This is a genomic window from Streptomyces sp. WMMB303, from assembly GCF_029351045.1.
Lineage (GTDB): Bacteria > Actinomycetota > Actinomycetes > Streptomycetales > Streptomycetaceae > Streptomyces.
The window spans coordinates 515,925-533,173 of record NZ_JARKIN010000001.1; the positions used below are offsets into that span (position 1 = coordinate 515,925).

Below are 17,249 nucleotides of genomic sequence, written 5' to 3' on the forward strand. Positions count from 1 at the left end.
GGCGAGCCCGGTCCGCCGCACCCGCTGCCCCCGGGGAGCCGGAAAGTTCCGTCCCCCGGCGCTGCACCCGTCGTCCCCGCCGTCGCGGGGCGGGCCGGACCGCCGGGGGCGGATCCCAGGCGCCTCGCGGCGACGACGGCTCCCGGGTGGCGCTCAGCCGGGCCAGGTCCAGTCCGTGACCTCGGGCAGGTCCGTGCCGTGCTCCCGGACCCAGCTCTCGTGCCGCAGCCGGATGCTGTCCATGTCCTGACGCAGCTGTGTGGCCCGTGCGGAGAGGCCGGGCACCCGGTCGATGACGTCCATGACGAGTCGGTAGCGGTCCAGATCGTTGCGGACGACCATGTCGAAGGGTGTGGTGGTGCTGCCGACCTCACGGTAGCCACGCACGTGCAGGTTCCCGTGACCGGTGCGCCGGTAGGTGAGCCGGTGGATGAGCCACGGGTAGCCGTGATAGGCGAAGATGACCGGCCGGGCCGTGGTGAACAGCGCGTCGTACGCCGCGTCCGGCAGGCCCTCGAGGTGCTCCTCGCGGGGCATGAGCCGGGCCAGGTCGACGACGTTGACCACCCTGACCGCCAGCTCCGGCAGATGGCGGCGCAGCAGTCCCGCGGCGGCGAGGGTCTCCTGGGTGGGAACGTCGCCCGCGCAGGCGAGCACGACGTCGGGTTCCCGCGCCCCGTCCTCCGTACCGGCCCAGGTCCACACGCTCGCCCCGCGGGCGCAGTGGGCGTGTGCCTCCTCGGAAGAGAGCCAGTCGAAGGTGGGCTGCTTGCCCGCGACGACGACGTTCACCTGGTCGCGGCTGCGCAGCACCCGGTCGGCGACATGCAGCAGCGTGTTGGTGTCGGGCGGCAAGTAGACCCGTACGACCTCGGGTGCCTTGTTGAGCACATGGTCGACGAAGCCGGGGTCCTGATGGGAGAAGCCGTTGTGGTCCTGGCGCCACACATGCGAGGTGAGCAGGTAGTTGAGGGAGGCCAGCGGGCGGCGCCAGTCCAGCCGACGGGTGGTGCGCAGCCACTTGATGTGCTGGTTGACCATGGAGTCGACGATGTGCGCGAACGCTTCGTAGCAGGAGAAGAGGCCGTGCCGGCCCGTCAGCAGATAGCCCTCCAGCCAGCCCTGACAGGTGTGTTCGGAGAGCATCTCCATCACCCGCCCGTGCCGGTCCAGGTGTTCGTCGGTCTCCAGGAGCTGGGCCTGCCATGCCTTACCGGTGGCGCGGTAGACCCCCTGGAGCCGGTTGGAGTCCGTCTCGTCGGGCCCCACGAGCCGGAAGTCCCGCCGCTCCCTGGTGGCCTCCAGCACGTCGGCGAGGAAGTCGCCGAGCACGGCGGTCGGTTCGTGCTGCACGGTCCCCGGCTGATCGACGCGCACGGTGTGCCGGGCGAGGTCCGGCAGCGGCAGACCGCGCAGCAGCAGACCTCCGTTGGCGTGCGGGTTCGCACCCAGACGGCGGGTCCCTTCCGGCACCGCTGCGAGCACCTGCTCGCTCGGTGCGCCGTCCTCGGTGAACAGTTCCCCGGGCCGGTAGGAGCGCAGCCACTCCGCCAACTGCGCCAGCCTCTCCGGGTCCTCACGCACCTGGGCGAGCGGCACCTGGTGAGCACGCCAGGTGCCCTCGACCGGTTGCCCGTCCACCCGGGCCGGACCCGTCCAGCCCTTGGGGCTGCGCAGCACGATCATCGGCCAGCGGGGCCGTTCGGTGCGGCCGCCGTCCCGCGCCGAGTGCTGCAGCTCCGCGATGCGTTCCACGGCGGTGTCCATGGCGACGGCCATGGCGGCGTGTGCGTCGGTGCTGTGCTCCGTGTCGACATAGAGCGGATCGTGGCCGGCGCCCCGCAACAGCGCGTCGAGCTCGTCCGCGGGGATCCGGGCGAGGAGCGTGGGATTACCGATCTTGTAGCCGTTGAGATGCAGGATCGGCAGAACGGCCCCGTCGTGCACGGGGTCGAGGTATTTGTTTCCGTGCCAGGACGCGGCCAGTGGGCCCGTCTCCGCCTCGCCGTCCCCGATGACGCACGCGACCAGCAGCCCGGGGTTGTCCAGCGCAGCACCGTAGGCGTGGGAGAGCGAGTAGCCGAGTTCTCCCCCTTCGTGGATGGAGCCCGGCGTCTCGGGCGCGACGTGACTGGGCACGCCGCCGGGGAAGGAGAACTGCTTGAACAGCCGGGCCATGCCGTCCGCGTCCCGGGACACGTCGGGGTAGGTCTCGGTGTAGGAGCCGTCCAGCCAGGAGTTGGCCAGCACCGACGGACCACCGTGCCCCGGACCCCACACGCACACGGTGTCCAGATCGCGCTCCTTGATGACGCGGTTGAGGTGGACGTGCACCAGGTTCAGGCCGGGGCTGGTGCCCCAGTGCCCGAGGAGCCGGGCCTTGATGTGCTCGGGCCGCAACGGTTCGCGCAGCAGAGGGTTACCGGTCAGATAGATCTGGCCCGCGGACAGATAGTTGGCGGCCCGCCACTGGGCGTCCAGCGCCAGCAGTTCGGCCTCTTCGAGGCCCGCCCGGTCGGCGCTTGCGGACATCTCGGTTTCCTCCTGATGCGTTGTACCTCTGCGGCACGGCGACCTGAAGTGCCCGGAAGGGAGCGGCAGGCGAGGCTTCGCGACGATCCCGACCGTGCCTCTGCCTCCTCCGCTTCCCAGGAGACGGACGCGTCGGTCCGGCCCGTCGGCCACGTCGACGAAAGTGCCGGCCGACGGCCGGATGGCACCGCTGTCGGCAGCGGGTCGCCGGAACCCCTGAGGCGTCCGGGACCGGGCGGTACGTGCCGAATCCGGTGGCCCGGTGCTCACCGGCCCGGAGCAGCCGACCTCGCGCCGTGCCAGGGGTCTCCGCCCGCATGCCGCCGGCTGCGACGCACTCGGCCGTCCGGGGGCGCGCTCAGCACGCGTCCGTCAGCCCTCGCGTGTCAGTCGGCGGAGAGCGCCTCGAGAAGCCGGCCGGTCTCGTCGTGCGGCAGGCTCCTGGCGACATCGGCGACCGCGATCATTCCGACCAGGCGGTCTCCGTCGATGACCGGGACCCGGCGCACGCCGTGGTCGCTCATCGTGGCGAGCACCTCGCTCATGTCGTCATCCGCACCGACGGTGACGGCTTCGGCCTGGTTGAGGCTGCCGGCGGGATCTCGGCGGGCTTGCGCCCTTCGGCGAGAACCTTGGTGACCAGGTCGCGGTCGGTCACCACGCCCTTGACCTTGTTGTCCTTGCCGCAGATGGGAAGGGCTCCGACACCGAGGCGGGCCATCAGCCGGGCCGCGTCGCCGGCGGTCTCGTCGCTCTGCACGCATTCCGCGCCGGGTGTCATCACGTCTCGTGCCGTCGTCATGATTCCTCCTCTGGTGTCCTGACCGGACGGCGGATGCGACCACCGTCCGGGGTCGGGGGATCAGGGCCGTCCGAACCGGCGGGTTTCACACGTTCCGCCGGTCAAACCCGTGGTCGGCGGGCGCCGCGGCGACGCGCGTACCGGCTCCGGGACGGCTCCCGCCTCACATCGGTCAGAAGCGGTGCCGCCCGTGCCGGAGCGGTTCCGTGGGCTCGGCTGCGGTGTCCGGTGCGGCCGGTGAGCGCCCGGAGGCCCCGTCGGAGCGCTCGGGACGCTCGCCCTGCGGATCTCCTCCGGTGGGCTCGGCCCCGGCGGCCAGTTCGTCGAGCCGCGCGGTCAGGAAGTGCACGACCTGTGTCCGGTTCGCGTGGGCCCGTTCATGTCGAGAAGCCGCTGCACGTCCTCGCGGGCCAACGGCCGGATGCGGTGCTCGACGGCGCCCGCGGGGAGCTGGTCGAAGTCCGGCAGGGGCAGGGGCTTGTCCTGGGATGCTGACATGGGTTGCGCTACCTCCGGGCGGGAGACGGTTCCGCTTCCGAGTCTCCCGACAGTTCCGGCGTCCCGCAGCACGGGAGCGGCGCTCCGGTGCGAGGCGGGGTGTGTATCACGCGCCGGCGCCCGGCGGCCGGGGGCGCCTGGGCGCGGCACCGGCGCGGCCGCGGCACCGCCTCGGTGCACGTGAGCGGACTCAGACCGCGGCCGGCGCGCCGTGTGCGCGCGCCCGTCGGGTGCCGTGCTTCCGCTCCGCGACGTGGCGCTCCAGCATGCGGTCCGCCGTGGAGAGGGCCTCGGCGAGGGACCGGGTGCGGGTGGTCACGCAGAGGGTGTACGCCAGGTCCTCCACGGCTTCGCGGCTCGCCGCAGTGGGAGCGGTTTCGTGCTGTGTGCGGGCGTCGGCGTAGCGGGCGAGGAGGAGCCGGAGCGTCTTCTCTGCTGGGTGCAGCACAGGGAGTTCCTTTCCGGGTGCGGGCGGGCCGGGCCCGGGCACCGCATCCGGAATCTGCATATCCGGAGTCCGCGGTGGCCGGACGCACGCGCCATGACCGTTGCCGTGCCGTTTCGGCCGGCGTTCGACGGCCCCGGGTACCCGGAGTCCCATCCGCCACACCAGCAGTTCCGCGGCGCGGTGGCGACGCCTGGTGCGGGGCGTCCGCGGCACGAACGCAACAGGCACTCGGCTCCGCACCGGCCTCGCCGCGCGGGACCGGGCCCAGCGGCGGGAGGAGTCGGGGCGCCGTCGGCCCTGCCGTTCGCGTTGCCGAAAGAGGACGCCCCCCATCCCCTCGCCCGTCCCGCCCCCGGCTTGCTCAGTACTGCGGGAGGAGTTCGGGTCGAGCGTGCTGCCGGCCGTCGTCGGCTCCGGATGCTTCCTCCTCGCCCTCGGCCCTGCCTGGCTCTTCGTCGGACGCGTGAGCCAGGCGCGGCACTGGCGGCCGCGTTCCTCCGTCGGCCCGGCCGGCGTTCGTCCCCCGGGCCGACGGCCGGTCCCTCCTGGCCCGCATCGTGCGACAGCGCAGGAACACCCCTCCGGGACGTGGCGGAACCGCTGAACCGCATGAGGGCGACACGGGCAGGGCCACTGCCTGCGTCGGGGAGGGCACGCTCACCTCCGGAGCGCCGGCGCCCGGGGCCGGGCACGGAGGGGCGGGGGCTCGCGGGGCGCACTACCCGGGCGGGGGGCTCTGCACCTAGGCTGGCGGGGCAGCTGGTTCGTCCCGCCCGCCAGGCGGGGCGTCGTAAGAGGGAACCCGGTGGAAGTCCGGGACTGCCCCGCAGCGGTGAGCGGGAACGACCGCCGTCACACGCACTGGACCCGACGGTCCGGGAAGCGACGGCCAGTAGGAGCCCGCCGGGAGACCGGCAGGCGAGCCCGCGAGTCCGAAGACCTGCCCGTTGCCCGCACGCGCCCACGTGTGTGCGGATATTCCGGTGACCTCGAGGGCGGGTCGGCGCACATGTCCGGTGGACGGAAGCAGCCGCGCTTCCGGCTTTTCACCGGTATTCCGTCACCTTCGCTCCTCGTGCCCGCCGGGATCCCGACGAGACATCTCGCGAAGGAGATCTCCGTGACAGCGAAGTCCGCAGCTGCGGCAGCAGGGGCCACCGTCCACGGCTACCCCCGCCAGGGCCCGAACCGGGAACTGAAGAAGGCCGTCGAGGGCTACTGGAAGGGCCGCGTCACCGCCGAAGCCCTCCGGCAGACCGCCAAGGACCTCCGCGCTGCCAACTGGCGGCAGCTCGCCGAGACCGGCATCCACGAGGTGCCCACCGGCGACTTCTCCTACTACGACCACATGCTGGATGCCGGCGTCATGGTCGGTGCCATCCCCGAACGCCACCGGGAGGCCGTGGCGGCCGACACCCTGGCGGGCTACTTCGCGATGGCCCGCGGCACCCAGGAGGTGGCGCCGCTGGAGATGACCAAGTGGTTCGACACCAACTACCACTATCTGGTCCCCGAACTCGGTCCGGACACCGTTTTCGCGGCCGACGCCGGCAAGCAGGTCGCCGAGCTGAAGGAAGCCCTCGCGCTGGGGCTCGCGGGCCGGCCCGTGCTGGTCGGTCCCGTCACCTACCTCCTGCTGGCCAAGCCCGCCCCGGGGGTCGCCGCGGACTTCGAGCCGCTGAGCCTGCTGGAGCGGCTCCTGCCGGTCTACGCCGAACTGCTCGCCGATCTGCGTGCCGCGGGCGCCGCATGGATCCAGCTGGACGAGCCCGCACTGGTCCAGGACCGCACCCCGCAGGAGCTGGCCGCCGCGGAGCGGGCCTACCGCGAGCTGGGCGGGCTCACCGACCGGCCGAAGCTGCTGGTCGCCTCCTATTTCGACCGGCTCGGCGACGCCCTGCCGATGCTGGCCAAGGCACCGGTCGACGGCCTCGCGGTGGATTTCACCGAGGCGGCCGCGGCCAACCTCGACGCGCTGGCCGCAGCCGGCGGCCTGCCCGGCAAGCGCCTGGTGGCCGGCGTCGTCAACGGCCGCAACATCTGGATCAACGACCTGGAGAAATCCCTGACCACCCTGGGCACCCTCCTCGGGCTCGCCGGCCGGGTGGACGTATCGGCCTCCTGCTCACTGCTGCACGTACCGCTGGACGTGAAGGCCGAACGCGACATCGACCCCGAGGTGCTGCGCTGGCTCAGCTTCGCCCGGCAGAAGACAGCCGAGATCGCCACCCTCGCCAAGGGCCTGGCACACGGCACCGACGCCATCGGCGCCGAACTGGCCGCCAACCGTGCCGACCTGGCCTCCCGCACCGACTCCGCGCTCACCCACGACCCGGCGGTGCGGGCCCGGGCCGCCGCCGTCACCGAGGCCGAGACCCGCCGCTCCCCCTCCTACGCCGAGCGCACCACAGCCCAGCGCGCACACCTGGGCCTGCCGCTGCTGCCGACCACCACCATCGGCTCCTTCCCGCAGACGACCGAACTGCGTACCGCCCGCGCCGATCTGCGCGCCGGGCGCATCGGCCCCGACGCCTACGAGGAGCGGATCAAGACCGAGATCCGCGATGTCCTGGCCTTCCAGGAGAAGGCCGGCATCGACGTGCTGGTGCACGGCGAACCGGAACGCAACGACATGGTGCAGTACTTCGCCGAGCAGCTCACCGGCTACCTGGCCACCCAGCACGGCTGGGTGCAGTCCTACGGCACCCGCTACGTCCGCCCCCCGATCCTGGCCGGCGACCTCTCCCGCCCCGAGCCGATGACGGTGCGCTGGACCCGGTACGCCCAGTCGCTGACAAAACGCCCCGTCAAGGGCATGCTGACCGGCCCGGTCACCATGCTCGCCTGGTCCTTCGTCCGCGACGACCAGCCCCTCGGCGACACGGCACGCCAGGTCGCCCTCGCCCTGCGCGACGAAGTGGGCGACCTGGAAGCGGCCGGCACCTCGGTCATCCAGGTCGACGAACCCGCACTGCGCGAAACCCTCCCGCTGCGCGCCGCCGACCGCGATGTCTACCTGGCCTGGGCGACCGAGGCGTTCCGCCTCACCACCGCCGGAGTACGGCCGGACACCCAGATCCACACCCACATGTGCTACGCCGAGTTCGGCGACATCGTCCAGGCCATCGACGATCTCGACGCCGACGTCATCAGTCTGGAGGCCGCCCGCTCGCACATGCAGGTCGCCCACGAGCTGGCCGGACACGGCTACCCCCGTGAAGCCGGCCCCGGCGTCTACGACATCCACTCCCCCCGGGTGCCCGGTGCCGACGAGGCCACGGCCCTGCTCCGCAGGGGTCTCGAAGCCATCCCGCCCGAACGGCTGTGGGTCAACCCCGACTGCGGCCTCAAGACCCGCGGCTGGCCGGAGACCAGGGCGTCTCTGGAGAACCTGGTCACCGCCGCACGGACCGTCCGCGGCGAGCTGCCCGACAGCACGTCCTGATCCTGGTCCGCGGGCCGGAGCGGCCCGGTTGCGCCGCCGCTCCGGACCGCGGGCCCGCACCTCCCGGCCCGCCGCGAAGCGGGGCAGGATGGTGCCGAGGCCACCGCGAGGAGCGGAGCAGGGCACCAGACCACCGACGAGGAGTTCCCCCATGACCGCCGAGCAGCGCTCCGTCCCCCGCAGCGTCCGCCGGGCTCTCACGACCGTGCCGGCACTCCTCTACCTCGCGGTGTGCGTGTGCCTGATCGGGTGGGCCGTCGCTGCCACGGCGTGGGACGAGAGCGGCGAGTCCATGGCCGGGGTGGTCCCCACGTTCGCGACCCTGCCCCTCAGCCTGATCGTCCTGGCGCTCCCGCTGCCCGACGGACCCTGGGGGTTCGTTCCACTCCTGCTGGGGTGCGCCCTGGTGAACGCCGTGCTCATCGGCTGGTGTGTACGCGCTCTGACGGGACGCTCCGGCTCCGCGCCGCGTTCGGGCTCCGGGAACTGACCGTGGCGACGCGGCGTCGGCCGGGAGCCGCTCGGCGAGCAGGCAGGGCGCGCCGCATGTGGGGGCGCTGTGGTTCTGCTGGGACGGCCGGGCGGTGTGGCCGCACTCGCTCATCCGCAGCCGGAGGTGGGCCGGGACCGCGCCGGGCTGGTGCGTCGCGTCAGTCGAAGCGCCCTCCACCGGTGGGGCGCAGCGCGGCGGCGACATCGGCGGCGACGCGTTCGATGTCGGCCGGGGACAGCGGCGAGACGGTCAACCGCAGCCCGGGCGGCGACGCGAGCCGGAACCGGGCGCCCGGGGCCGCCGCCCAGCCCGCCTGGAGCAGTCGGGCCACCGGACCGGTCTCGTCCGGCACGGGAACCCACACGTTCATGCCGCTGCGCCCGTGCGCGGCGACGCCCCGGGCGGCGAGCGCGCCGATGAGCGCGGAGCGCCGCGTGCCGTAGGAGTCGGCCACCTGCTCCGGGCGGGTCGCGCCGGTCTCCCACAGGTGCGCGACGGCCCGCTGGAGCAGATGGCTGACCCAGCCGGGGCCCAGCCGCTGGCGGCCGCGTACCCGGTCGACGGTGCGCGGGTCGCCGGTGAGCACCGCGAGCCGCAGATCGGGGCCGTACGCCTTGGCGGTGGAGCGCACCAGCGCCCATCGGTGCGTGGTGCCCGCGAGCGGGTGCAGCGGAAGGTCGACGATGCCGTGGCCGTGATCGTCCTCGATCAGCAGCGTCTCGGGGCGGGCCGCCAGTACGGCGCGCAGTTCGCCGGCGCGGCCGGCCGGGACGGCGGCGCCGGTCGGGTTCTGGGCGCGGTCGGTGACGAGAACTGCCCGCGCGCCCTGTGCCAATGCGCGGTCCAGGTCGGCGGGGAGCGGCCCGGCGTCGTCGACGGGGACGGGCACCGGGCGCAGCCCCAGTGCGGGCACGAGGTCGAGCAGGCTGCCCCAGCCGGGGTCCTCGACGGCGACCGCGTCGCCGGGACGCAGATGTGCCGTGAGTACGCGTTCGATGGCGTCGAGCGAGCCGGACGTGACGGCGAGCGGCCCGGCCGGCACGCCGTCGGCGTCCAGTGCCGCCCGGGCCAGGGAGGCGAACCCGGGGTCGGTGTCGGGAGCTCCGTAGAGCACCGGCGTCCGGGCCGCGTGGTCGGCGGAAGCGGCGAAGGCGGCGGTGAGCGGGGGAAGCAGCGCGGGGTCGGGGTTGCCGGTGGAGAGGTCGACGCCGCCGGGGGGCGGCTCGACCCGTACGGACTCCCGGGGCGCGCTGGCCGGACGTTGCCGCACCCGGCTGCCGCGGCGTCCGGCGGTCTCGATGACGCCGCGGTCGCGCAGCGTGCGGTAGGCCGCGGCCACGGTGTTGGGGTTCACGCCGAGCGCGGTAGCCAGTTCCCGCAGGGGCGGCAGCGGGTCGCCGGGGGCGAGCGCGCCGCGGCCGACGCCGCGCTCCACGCTGTCCGCGATCTCTGCTGCGCCCCGACCTGTGATCCGGTAGTCTCCTAGCACAAAATCTATTATGCACTAGTGCAATCAAGGGTATAAGGAGGATGCCGTGAGCGGCTCACCATCCGAACCGACAGCCGATCCGATGGCCGACTCGTCGGCAGGCCCGAAGACATATCCGCCGACCCCGCGCACCACCGGCACCCGGGCACGCGAGCGTGTGGCCTACGACCGGGAGACGGTGCACGCCGTCCTGGACGCGGGCTACCTGTGCCACCTCGGCTTCGTCCGCGACGGCGCGCCCGTCGTGCTGCCCACGCTGTACGCGCGCGTGGGAGAACGGCTGTACGTGCACGGCTCCACGGGGTCCCGCCCGCTGCGGGAGGCCGGACAGGCGGACGACGGGATGCCGGTGTGCGTGACCGTCACGCACGTGGACGGGCTGGTGCTGGCCAAGGCGGCCTTCCACCACTCGGTGAACTACCGCTCGGTGGTGGCACACGGCCTCGCATACCCGGTGACCGGCCACGAGGAGCGCCTGCTGGCCCTGGATGCGATCGTGGAGAGCGCCGTCCCCGGCCGGGCGGCGGACTCCCGCCGGGCCGACCCCAAGGAACTCGCCGCGACCGCCGTCGTCCGCGTGGACCTGGCCGAGGTGTCGGTCAAGTCCCGCAGCGGCGGCCCCGGCGACGAGCCGGAGGACCTCGGCCTGCCGCACTGGAGCGGCGTCCTGCCCGTCTCCACCGCCTACGGCGCTCCGATACCGGCCGACGACCTGGCTCCGGACATCCCCGTCCCCGGCTACCTCACCGCACGCTGACGTCCAGCGCCGGGTCCGCGGCACCGCCGGACCCGGCGACGGGCGGGGCGGCGGCGCGCGGCTTGGGAGTGGAGCGCTGGGCGACCAGGGCACCCAGCAGCACGAGGGCGCCCCCGGCCAACTGCACGGCGCTGAGGTGTTCCCCGAGCAGCACCCAGGCGAGCACCGTCGCGACGACCGCCTCCAGGCAGGCGACCACGCCGGCCACCGGCGGCGAGAGCCGCCGCACCGAGACCACTCCGGTCAGATAGGCGGCGGCGGTGGCCACCAGCACGATCCAGGCCAGCAGCACGAGTCCGTGCACCGCGGTGCCGTGCAGCGGAGCGCTGTCCGCCAGCAGGCTCCAGTCGGTGTGCCAGGGCCGGGCGACGGCGGTCAGCGCCAGGGCACCGATCAGGAGTCCGTAGGCGATGACACCCGCCGGGTCGGCGGGCGGCCGGGCCTCGTGGTCGCCCTCGGCGGTGCTGCCGTGGTCCGAGAGCACGAAGTAGCCCACCTGGCAGCAGGCCGCCCCCAGGGCCAGCAGCAGGCCGAGCCCGTCCAGCCGCAGGCCGGCCCACACCTCGACGACACAGCTGAGTCCGCCGACGGCCAGCACCATGCCGACGGCGGCGGCCCGGGTCACCGTCCGGCGCTGCACGAACCGCACCCACAGCAGCACCAGCGCCGGGGCCAGGTACTCGATCAGCAGCGCGACGCCGACCGGGATGCGGGAGAGCGCGGTGAAGTAGCACGCCTGGACACCCGCGACGGCGAGCAGCCCGAACCCCAGCAGCAGCCAGGGGCGTTCGCGTACCAGTGCCCGGTGCCGCCAGGCCAGCGGCAGCAGCACGAGCGCACCACCCGCCGCCCGCAGCCAGGTGACGTGGAGCGGCTCCATCCCGGCTTCGATGAGCGGTTTCGCCGCGACCCCCGAGCTGCCGAACGCGCAGGCGGATATCAGGGCGAGGGCGAGACCCGAGGCGGGGGCCCGGGAGGCGGCCGTGGAGGAGTGGGTGCGCATCGGCGCATCATCTCAAGCACCGACAGGAGTGTCACCCCAGATGCCCCTGACAATGCCCGACCGGGCAGGGTTCCCTGGCCGAGAGGTCCGGAACCGGCGGGCGGCTCAGACGTCCGCCGCGACGCCGGTCCGGTCGGCGAGCCGCACGACGTCGACCCCCGCACGCCGCAGCACCTCCGCGCCCCGGCACTCCGGATCGGCCACCACGCCCGCGAACAGGTCGACGGCCTCGGTCCGCGCGATCCCCAGCCGCCGGGCACGGCGGGCCGCGACCTCGAGCGCGGCCTGCGCGCTGGGCGACCAGCCGGGCACCCCGCCGGGCTGCTCGGAGACGGCGGGCACGGCTCCGGAGTCCTCCACGGCACTCTGCCAGCGCAGGCCGTATCCGATGCTGCGCTGGACGAGATAGCCGAGCAGCCTGCCGAGCTGCGCACCCCCACCGTCCAGCAGCTCCCAGGTGCCGCTGTCGGACTCCAGCAGACTGTGCAGCAGGTGCGCCGTGTCGATCTGCCGGTCCCCGTCGCGCGCCGCACGCCGGCGCGCCGTGGCGATCACTTCGGCCAGCGCGTCGCCGGCCGGCGGGTCGACCAGGGCGTCGATCCCCGCTTCGGCCGAGGCGCCGGGCGGTGTAGGACTGTGCACCGAACCACCACATCACACGCACCTGTGCGGATCGTCAGCGTGCCGTGGCATATGCCGGTCCGCCTGGAGGTGTGCACGGGTGCCGCCGCCTCCTCCCTGAGAAGGAGGCCGGCCCTTCGGCCCTCCTGGAGGTCAGGAGGCGCCGCGGGCCGCGCACCCGGGGTTCAGTCCTCCTCGGCGAGGGGTACGGGCTCTTCCTGACGTCGTCGACCACCCGGAGCGCCTTCTGCCGCTGCTCCTCCGTCCCGGTCGCCCGGAATCTGCCGAACGAGCGGCACGTCCGCACGGCACTCTCCGTAAACTGGGCGCCAGGGGGCGGCAGGCGCTTCCCGCGTCTCGTCAGGAGCCCCCTGTGCACACCACCGCCGTCCCGGCGAGCCGCTTCCGGATCCCGGCACTCGCCACCGCACTGCTGCTGTGGACCGCTCTGAGCGGCTGCGGACCGGGCCAGGGCGACGACGGCACCCCCGACCCCGGGCGCAGCACCACCGCCGCACACCCGGCGCCACCGCCCGCGCACGCGGGCTTCGACTACCAGATCGGGGGCGCCTACCCACCGCCCCACGGGGTGCGCGTGCTCTCCCGGGACCGTGCGCACGACCCCGCACCAGGGCACTACAACGTCTGCTACGTCAACGGCTTCCAGGCCCAGCCCGACGCGCTCCACTGGTGGCAGCGGCACCATCCCGACCTGGTGTTGCGGACCGGGAGCGGCAAGCCGGTGATGGACACCGACTGGAACGAAGCGGTGTTGGACACCTCCACCGCCGCACACCGCGAGAAGCTCGCGGACATCGTCGGAGGCTGGATCGACGGCTGCGCCGAGAAGGGGTTCCAGGCGGTGGAGGTGGACAACCTCGACTCCTACGAGCGCTCCGACGACCGGCTCGACCGGGCCGACAACGTGGCGTTCGCCGCCCTGCTGACCCGGCAGGCACACCGGAGGGGGCTGGCGGCCGGGCAGAAGAACGCACCGGAACTGCTGCCTCGGCGTACCGCCATGGGCTTCGACTTCGCGGTGGCGGAGGAGTGCGGACAGTACGACGAATGCGACCGCTACGCGGAGGCGTACGACGACAGGGTGCTGGATGTCGAGTACACCGCCGAGGGACTGGCAGCAGCCTGCCGCACCTGGGGCGAGCGGCTGTCGGTCGTACGACGGGACCTGGACGTCCGCCCCGCGGGCGAGGACGGGCACCGCTACGAGCGGTGCTGACCCACCCGTACTCCCGGTCCACCCGCCGTGCATTGGCCCTGCATCCGCCCGTCCCCGCCCCCTACCGTCCTCGGGCATGAGACTGCGCACCGTCGACGCCTTCGCCGCCCGCCCCTTCACCGGGAATCCCGCCGCCGTCGTGCTCCTGGAGACGGCCGCGTTCCCGGACGACTCCCGCCTCCAGGCCCTCGCCGCCGAACTGAACCTGTCCGAGACCGCCTACCTGCACCCGCTGACCGACACCACCGACGCCGACTGGGCGTTGCGCTGGTTCACACCGACGACCGAGGTCGACATGTGCGGCCACGCCACGCTCGCCGCCGCCCATGTGCTGGGCGGCGACGGCCTGCTGGACGAGGAGGGGCGGGTACGCTTCCGGACCCGCAGCGGCGTCATGGGCGCCTCCCGCGCCGCGGACGGCAGCCTCACCCTGGACTTTCCGACCGCCGCTCCGGTGCCGGTCCCGGTCCCGGACGACGCCCGGGAGATCTTCGGCAGCGACCCGGTGGCGGCCTGGGACACCGGTCCGCTGCAGATGCTGGTCCTGGAGTTCGCCGACGAGCGGACGGTGCGCGACCTGGCGCCCGACTCCGCAGCGGTGGCCGCGCTCCCCGCCCCGACCGTGGTGGTGACGGCGGCGGCCGGATCCGGAAACCGGGAGCCGGGACACGACTTCGTCTCCCGGGTCTTCGCCCCCGCACAGGGCCTCCCGGAGGACCCCGTCACCGGCAGTGCGCACACCGCGCTCGCCCCGCTGTGGTCGCAGCGGCTCGGACGCGCCGCCCTGACCGGCCTTCAGGTGTCGCGGCGCACCGGCGAGGTGCGCACCACGCTGCGCGGCGAGCGCACCCTGCTGACCGGGCGGGCGGTCACCGTACTGGACGCGGAGCTGCTCACCGGGCTGTAGCGGTGGCCGGGCGGACGCGTCACGGGCCCCCCGGCGCGGCCTCAGGGAGTGGGCAGCCAGTCCACTCGCCCCGCCAGCAGCGCGTAGCCGACGAAGGCCACGATGTCGATCAGTGCGTGGGCCGCCACCAGCGGCCCCACGCGGCCCCACCGCCGGTAGAGGAAGGCGAAGACGATGCCCATCGCCAGATTGCCGAAGAACCCTCCGACGCCCTGGTAGAGGTGGTAGGAGCCGCGCAACACCGCGCTCGTGCCGAGCGCGGCGAGCGGCGACCAGCCGAGCTGGTCGAGCCGGCGCAGCAGATATCCGACGACGATGACCTCTTCCAGCACCGAGTTCTGCACTGCGGAGGCGACCAGCACCGGATACTTCCACCACACGTCCGGCAGCGACTCCGGCTCCACGGTGAGATTGAACCCCCCGGCCTGGGCCAGCAGATACAGCCCGATACCGCAGCCGCCGATGCCCGCCGCCAGGGCGGCTCCCCGGCTCAGGTCGAAAACGGGCCTGCGGCGGTCGAGGCCCAGCACCCGCAGCCCTCCCGCGCCCTCCCGCGCCAGGAGGTGGGCGACCAGGGCCACGGGCACCAACGCGGTGGCGATCCCGAACAGCTGCCAGGCCAGATCGAGCCAGGGGCGTCCGGGCGCCTGAGAGGAGTTGAGCCGGGCGGCCTGGTCGGCCAGCCCGCCCGGCCGCGTCAGCGCGCCGACGAAACTGATCAGGGACGAGACGGCACTGGCTCCCAGTGAGAGCGCGAGGACGAGCAGCAGTTCGGTGCCGAGCACCCGCCGCGTCAGCCCGCTCGCTGAGGCGGGCCGTGGTTCCTCAGGCACCTGTGCGCGCACGCGAACCTCCCAATGCCGACGCCGGATCCATCCTTGTCCCTCCTGTCGTTCCACCGGCGGCTCCGCCACCGCCCCGGCGCGCCGCGACGGCACCGTCGGCGGTCGGGCCGCGTCGTGCCGTCCGCGGGCCGTGCCAATCCGCGGGCCGTGCCAAGGGGACGGCAGCGTCTGAGCGACACGCAGCACGGCGCCGGAGGAGCGGGGCACGCCGGGGCGGCGCCGCCCTCCGCCGTTGCCGCACCTGCCGGGCGCCCTCCGGTGCGCTGTCATGTCACAGCTTGCCCGACGGCCGGGGCGGGGCCGGCGTGCGGGGTGCGGCGCACCGGTACGGACGACGCGGCCGGGCCCGCGCCGGATGGCGCGGGCCCGGTGGGGTCGGGGGTGCCGTCGGGGCGGGCACACGCGCCGGGCGCGGAGCGCGCGCGACGACCGCCTGGGGCCTGCCGCGCCCGAGCCGGGCGCGGCAGCCGGGCTACGGCCCGTTGTCCCAGGTGTGGACGGCCGCCCCGGAGGCGGCCCGGTCGCAGTAGCCGCGGGCCATGGCGGCCAGCGCCTTCTCCCGGTCCAGGCCGGACTCCAGCGCACGGTGGTACGCCGCCGCCTGCCAGGACGCGCCGTTGACGCGCAGCCGGCAGCGCTCCTCGATCACCGAGAGACAACGGTCCCGGTCGGCCGGCTCCACACCCCACGCGTCGAGCCCCGCGGCGGCCAGTGGCAGCAACTCCTCGCGCACCAGCCGGACGGCGGGCTGCCGGCGCAGCCCGGTGCCCCGGCCCGAGCGCGGCCACCACAGCTCGGCCTCGATCCCGTACCGGCACGCCGCCTCGAAGTTCCGCTCGGCGTACTCGAACGGCAGCCGGTTCCAGACCGGTCGCGGCTCGTCGGCCAGTGCGCGCACCAGCCCGTAGTAGAACGCGGTGTTGGCCAGCACGTCGGACACCGTCGGTCCGGCGGGCAGCACCCGGTTCTCCACCCGCAGGTGCGGGGCGCCGTCCACCACCCCGTAGACCGGCCGGTTCCAGCGGTAGATCGTGCCGTTGTGCAGCGTCAGCTCCGACAGGGCCGGCACCCCGCCGGAAGCGAGCACGCGTGCGGGATCCTCCTCGTCGCAGATGGGCAACAGGGCGGGGAAGTAGCGCAGGTTCTCCTCGAACAGGTCGTACGCGGAGGAGATCCAGCGCTCCCCGAACCAGGTGCGCGGGCGCACGCCCTGGGCGATCAGCTCGGGCGGGCGGGTGTCCGTCGCCTGGACGAAGAGCGGAACCCGGGACTCGCGCAGCAGCTCGTGCCCGAACAGGAAGGGCGAGTTCGCCCCCATGGCGACCTGCGCGGCGCTGACGGCCTGCGCCGCGTTCCACACGTCCGCGAACCGGCCGGGCGTCACCTGGAGGTGGAGTTGCACAGAAGTGCAGGCGGACTCCGGCGCTATCGACTCCGAGGTGCTCACCAGGTGCTCGACCCCCTCGATGTCGAGCGCCACCTCCTCGCCGCGCGCGGCCATGATCTGGTCGTTGAGCAGCCGGTAGCGGTCGTCCTCGGTGAGGTTGGCCAGCGTCAGGTCGCGCGCCGTGAGGGTCGGCAGGGTGCCGATCATGACGATCCGCGCATCCACTTCCCGAGCCTGCCGGTCCGCGTACGCCAGCCCGGTGCGGAGTTCCTCGGCAAGCTGGTCGAGAACTCTCCCGGAGAGCGCGTGCGGCACGATGTTCACTTCGAGGTTGAACTGCCCCAGTTCTGTCTGGAAATCCGAGCTCGCGATGTGCTGGAGTACTTCGGCATTCACCATGAGGGGTTGCCCCTGGACGTCCGCGAGATTGAGTTCGATCTCCAGCCCCATGAGATTCCTGGGGCGGTCGAACCGCTTCTCCTCCAGTAGCTGCCACAGTCCCCGCAGACATGTGTGCAGCTTCTCCCGGTACCGCCGTCGATCGGACAGGTCGAACCTGTCGGCGACGACCTTCTCTCCCATCGGAGGCTTCCTCCCTGCTGGTGGACGCTGCCGGAGGTCCCGGCCGAGCGTGCACCGATGATGCCCTGCCGCGCCGCGGATAACGCCTGGCAGGGCTGACGCGGCGGGGAACTGCCGCTACGCTGGCCGAGGCCCGGCGGCACATTCCCTCGGCATACGGCAGTGTCCAGCTCGCGCGGCACAGCTCTCGTCATAAGCACCGA

General features: G+C 73.4%; 14 protein-coding genes, 1 pseudogene and 1 riboswitch. Of the genes and pseudogenes, 5 read left to right on the forward strand and 10 right to left on the reverse strand.

Features of this window, described 5'->3' with window-relative positions:
- Nucleotides 1-153 precede the first annotated feature (153 nt).
- From P2424_RS02455 to P2424_RS02475, 5 genes and pseudogenes are all read right to left on the reverse strand, one after another.
- Nucleotides 154-2,532 (reverse strand): phosphoketolase family protein, encoded by a 2,379-nt coding sequence (locus tag P2424_RS02455; RefSeq protein WP_276474158.1) that lies wholly within the window; start codon nucleotides 2,530-2,532, stop codon nucleotides 154-156.
- 386 nt (nucleotides 2,533-2,918) lie between these two features.
- Nucleotides 2,919-3,334, reverse strand: a pseudogene (locus P2424_RS02460) (CBS domain-containing protein).
- Nucleotides 3,335-3,506: 172 nt separating this feature from the next.
- Entirely contained in the window at nucleotides 3,507-3,683 is a 177-nt protein-coding gene (locus tag P2424_RS02465; protein ID WP_276474159.1) for a hypothetical protein, read from the reverse strand.
- Complete coding sequence (locus P2424_RS02470; RefSeq protein ID WP_276474160.1) at nucleotides 3,671-3,832, reverse strand: hypothetical protein; 162 nt, start codon at nucleotides 3,830-3,832, stop codon at nucleotides 3,671-3,673. Before P2424_RS02470 ends, P2424_RS02465 begins: the two co-directional genes overlap by 13 nt.
- Before the next feature lie 190 nt (nucleotides 3,833-4,022).
- Nucleotides 4,023-4,280 (reverse strand): DUF5133 domain-containing protein, encoded by a 258-nt coding sequence (locus tag P2424_RS02475; protein WP_276474161.1) that lies wholly within the window; start codon nucleotides 4,278-4,280, stop codon nucleotides 4,023-4,025.
- A 791-nt stretch (nucleotides 4,281-5,071) separates the two neighbouring features.
- Nucleotides 5,072-5,222, forward strand: a riboswitch (cobalamin riboswitch).
- 178 nt (nucleotides 5,223-5,400) lie between these two features.
- Here P2424_RS02475 and metE point away from each other — a divergent pair.
- Both metE and P2424_RS02485 read left to right on the forward strand, forming a co-directional pair.
- Complete coding sequence (gene metE / locus P2424_RS02480; RefSeq protein ID WP_276474162.1) at nucleotides 5,401-7,725, forward strand: 5-methyltetrahydropteroyltriglutamate--homocysteine S-methyltransferase; 2,325 nt, start codon at nucleotides 5,401-5,403, stop codon at nucleotides 7,723-7,725.
- A gap of 151 nt (nucleotides 7,726-7,876) precedes the next feature.
- Complete coding sequence (locus P2424_RS02485; RefSeq protein ID WP_276474163.1) at nucleotides 7,877-8,215, forward strand: hypothetical protein; 339 nt, start codon at nucleotides 7,877-7,879, stop codon at nucleotides 8,213-8,215.
- Between the two features lie 160 nt (nucleotides 8,216-8,375).
- On the opposite strand, the gene P2424_RS02495 is transcribed toward P2424_RS02485, so the two are convergent.
- Nucleotides 8,376-9,707 carry an aminotransferase class I/II-fold pyridoxal phosphate-dependent enzyme gene (locus tag P2424_RS02495; protein ID WP_276474164.1) on the reverse strand — a complete coding sequence of 444 codons (1,332 nt, stop codon included), beginning with the start codon at nucleotides 9,705-9,707 and terminating at the stop codon, nucleotides 8,376-8,378.
- An 82-nt stretch (nucleotides 9,708-9,789) separates the two neighbouring features.
- On the opposite strand from P2424_RS02495, the gene P2424_RS02500 reads away from it, so the two are divergent.
- On the forward strand, nucleotides 9,790-10,464 hold the full coding sequence (locus P2424_RS02500) for a pyridoxamine 5'-phosphate oxidase family protein (protein WP_276478794.1): 675 nt from the start codon (nucleotides 9,790-9,792) through the stop codon (nucleotides 10,462-10,464).
- Here the strand turns inward: P2424_RS02500 and P2424_RS02505 are convergent.
- Both P2424_RS02505 and P2424_RS02510 read right to left on the reverse strand, forming a co-directional pair.
- A complete protein-coding gene (locus tag P2424_RS02505; RefSeq protein WP_276474165.1) occupies nucleotides 10,451-11,467 on the reverse strand; it encodes an EamA family transporter in 1,017 nt (338 codons plus the stop codon). The genes P2424_RS02500 and P2424_RS02505 overlap by 14 nt on opposite strands.
- A gap of 105 nt (nucleotides 11,468-11,572) precedes the next feature.
- Entirely contained in the window at nucleotides 11,573-12,067 is a 495-nt protein-coding gene (locus P2424_RS02510; protein WP_276478795.1) for a Clp protease N-terminal domain-containing protein, read from the reverse strand.
- A gap of 394 nt (nucleotides 12,068-12,461) precedes the next feature.
- Between P2424_RS02510 and P2424_RS02515 the strand changes: the two genes are divergently transcribed.
- Together P2424_RS02515 and P2424_RS02520 are read left to right on the forward strand one after the other, a co-directional pair.
- A complete protein-coding gene (locus tag P2424_RS02515) occupies nucleotides 12,462-13,325 on the forward strand; it encodes an endo alpha-1,4 polygalactosaminidase (protein WP_276474166.1) in 864 nt (287 codons plus the stop codon).
- 76 nt (nucleotides 13,326-13,401) lie between these two features.
- Complete coding sequence (locus P2424_RS02520) at nucleotides 13,402-14,232, forward strand: PhzF family phenazine biosynthesis protein (protein WP_276474167.1); 831 nt, start codon at nucleotides 13,402-13,404, stop codon at nucleotides 14,230-14,232.
- Between the two features lie 41 nt (nucleotides 14,233-14,273).
- Here the strand turns inward: P2424_RS02520 and P2424_RS02525 are convergent, their stop codons facing one another.
- The gene (locus tag P2424_RS02525) at nucleotides 14,274-15,077 is read right to left on the reverse strand and encodes a CPBP family intramembrane glutamic endopeptidase (protein WP_276474168.1); all 804 of its coding nucleotides are present in this window, start codon (nucleotides 15,075-15,077) and stop codon (nucleotides 14,274-14,276) included.
- A gap of 472 nt (nucleotides 15,078-15,549) precedes the next feature.
- Nucleotides 15,550-17,046, reverse strand: a complete 1,497-nt coding sequence (locus P2424_RS02530) for a glutamate--cysteine ligase (protein WP_276474169.1) — start codon at nucleotides 17,044-17,046, stop codon at nucleotides 15,550-15,552.
- Nucleotides 17,047-17,249 lie beyond the last annotated feature (203 nt).

Bases quoted from the DNA above. Each gene is read 5' to 3' on its own strand.
- P2424_RS02455 (WP_276474158.1), bottom strand. From the start codon at position 2,532: ATGTCCGCAAGCGCCGACCGGGCGGGCCTCGAAGAGGCCGAACTGCTG.
- P2424_RS02470 (WP_276474160.1), bottom strand. From the start codon at position 3,832: ATGTCAGCATCCCAGGACAAGCCCCTGCCCCTGCCGGACTTCGACCAG.
- P2424_RS02485 (WP_276474163.1), top strand. From the start codon at position 7,877: ATGACCGCCGAGCAGCGCTCCGTCCCCCGCAGCGTCCGCCGGGCTCTC.
- P2424_RS02500 (WP_276478794.1), top strand. From the start codon at position 9,790: ATGGCCGACTCGTCGGCAGGCCCGAAGACATATCCGCCGACCCCGCGC.
- P2424_RS02505 (WP_276474165.1), bottom strand. From the start codon at position 11,467: ATGCGCACCCACTCCTCCACGGCCGCCTCCCGGGCCCCCGCCTCGGGT.
- P2424_RS02520 (WP_276474167.1), top strand. From the start codon at position 13,402: ATGAGACTGCGCACCGTCGACGCCTTCGCCGCCCGCCCCTTCACCGGG.
- P2424_RS02530 (WP_276474169.1), bottom strand. From the start codon at position 17,046: ATGGGAGAGAAGGTCGTCGCCGACAGGTTCGACCTGTCCGATCGACGG.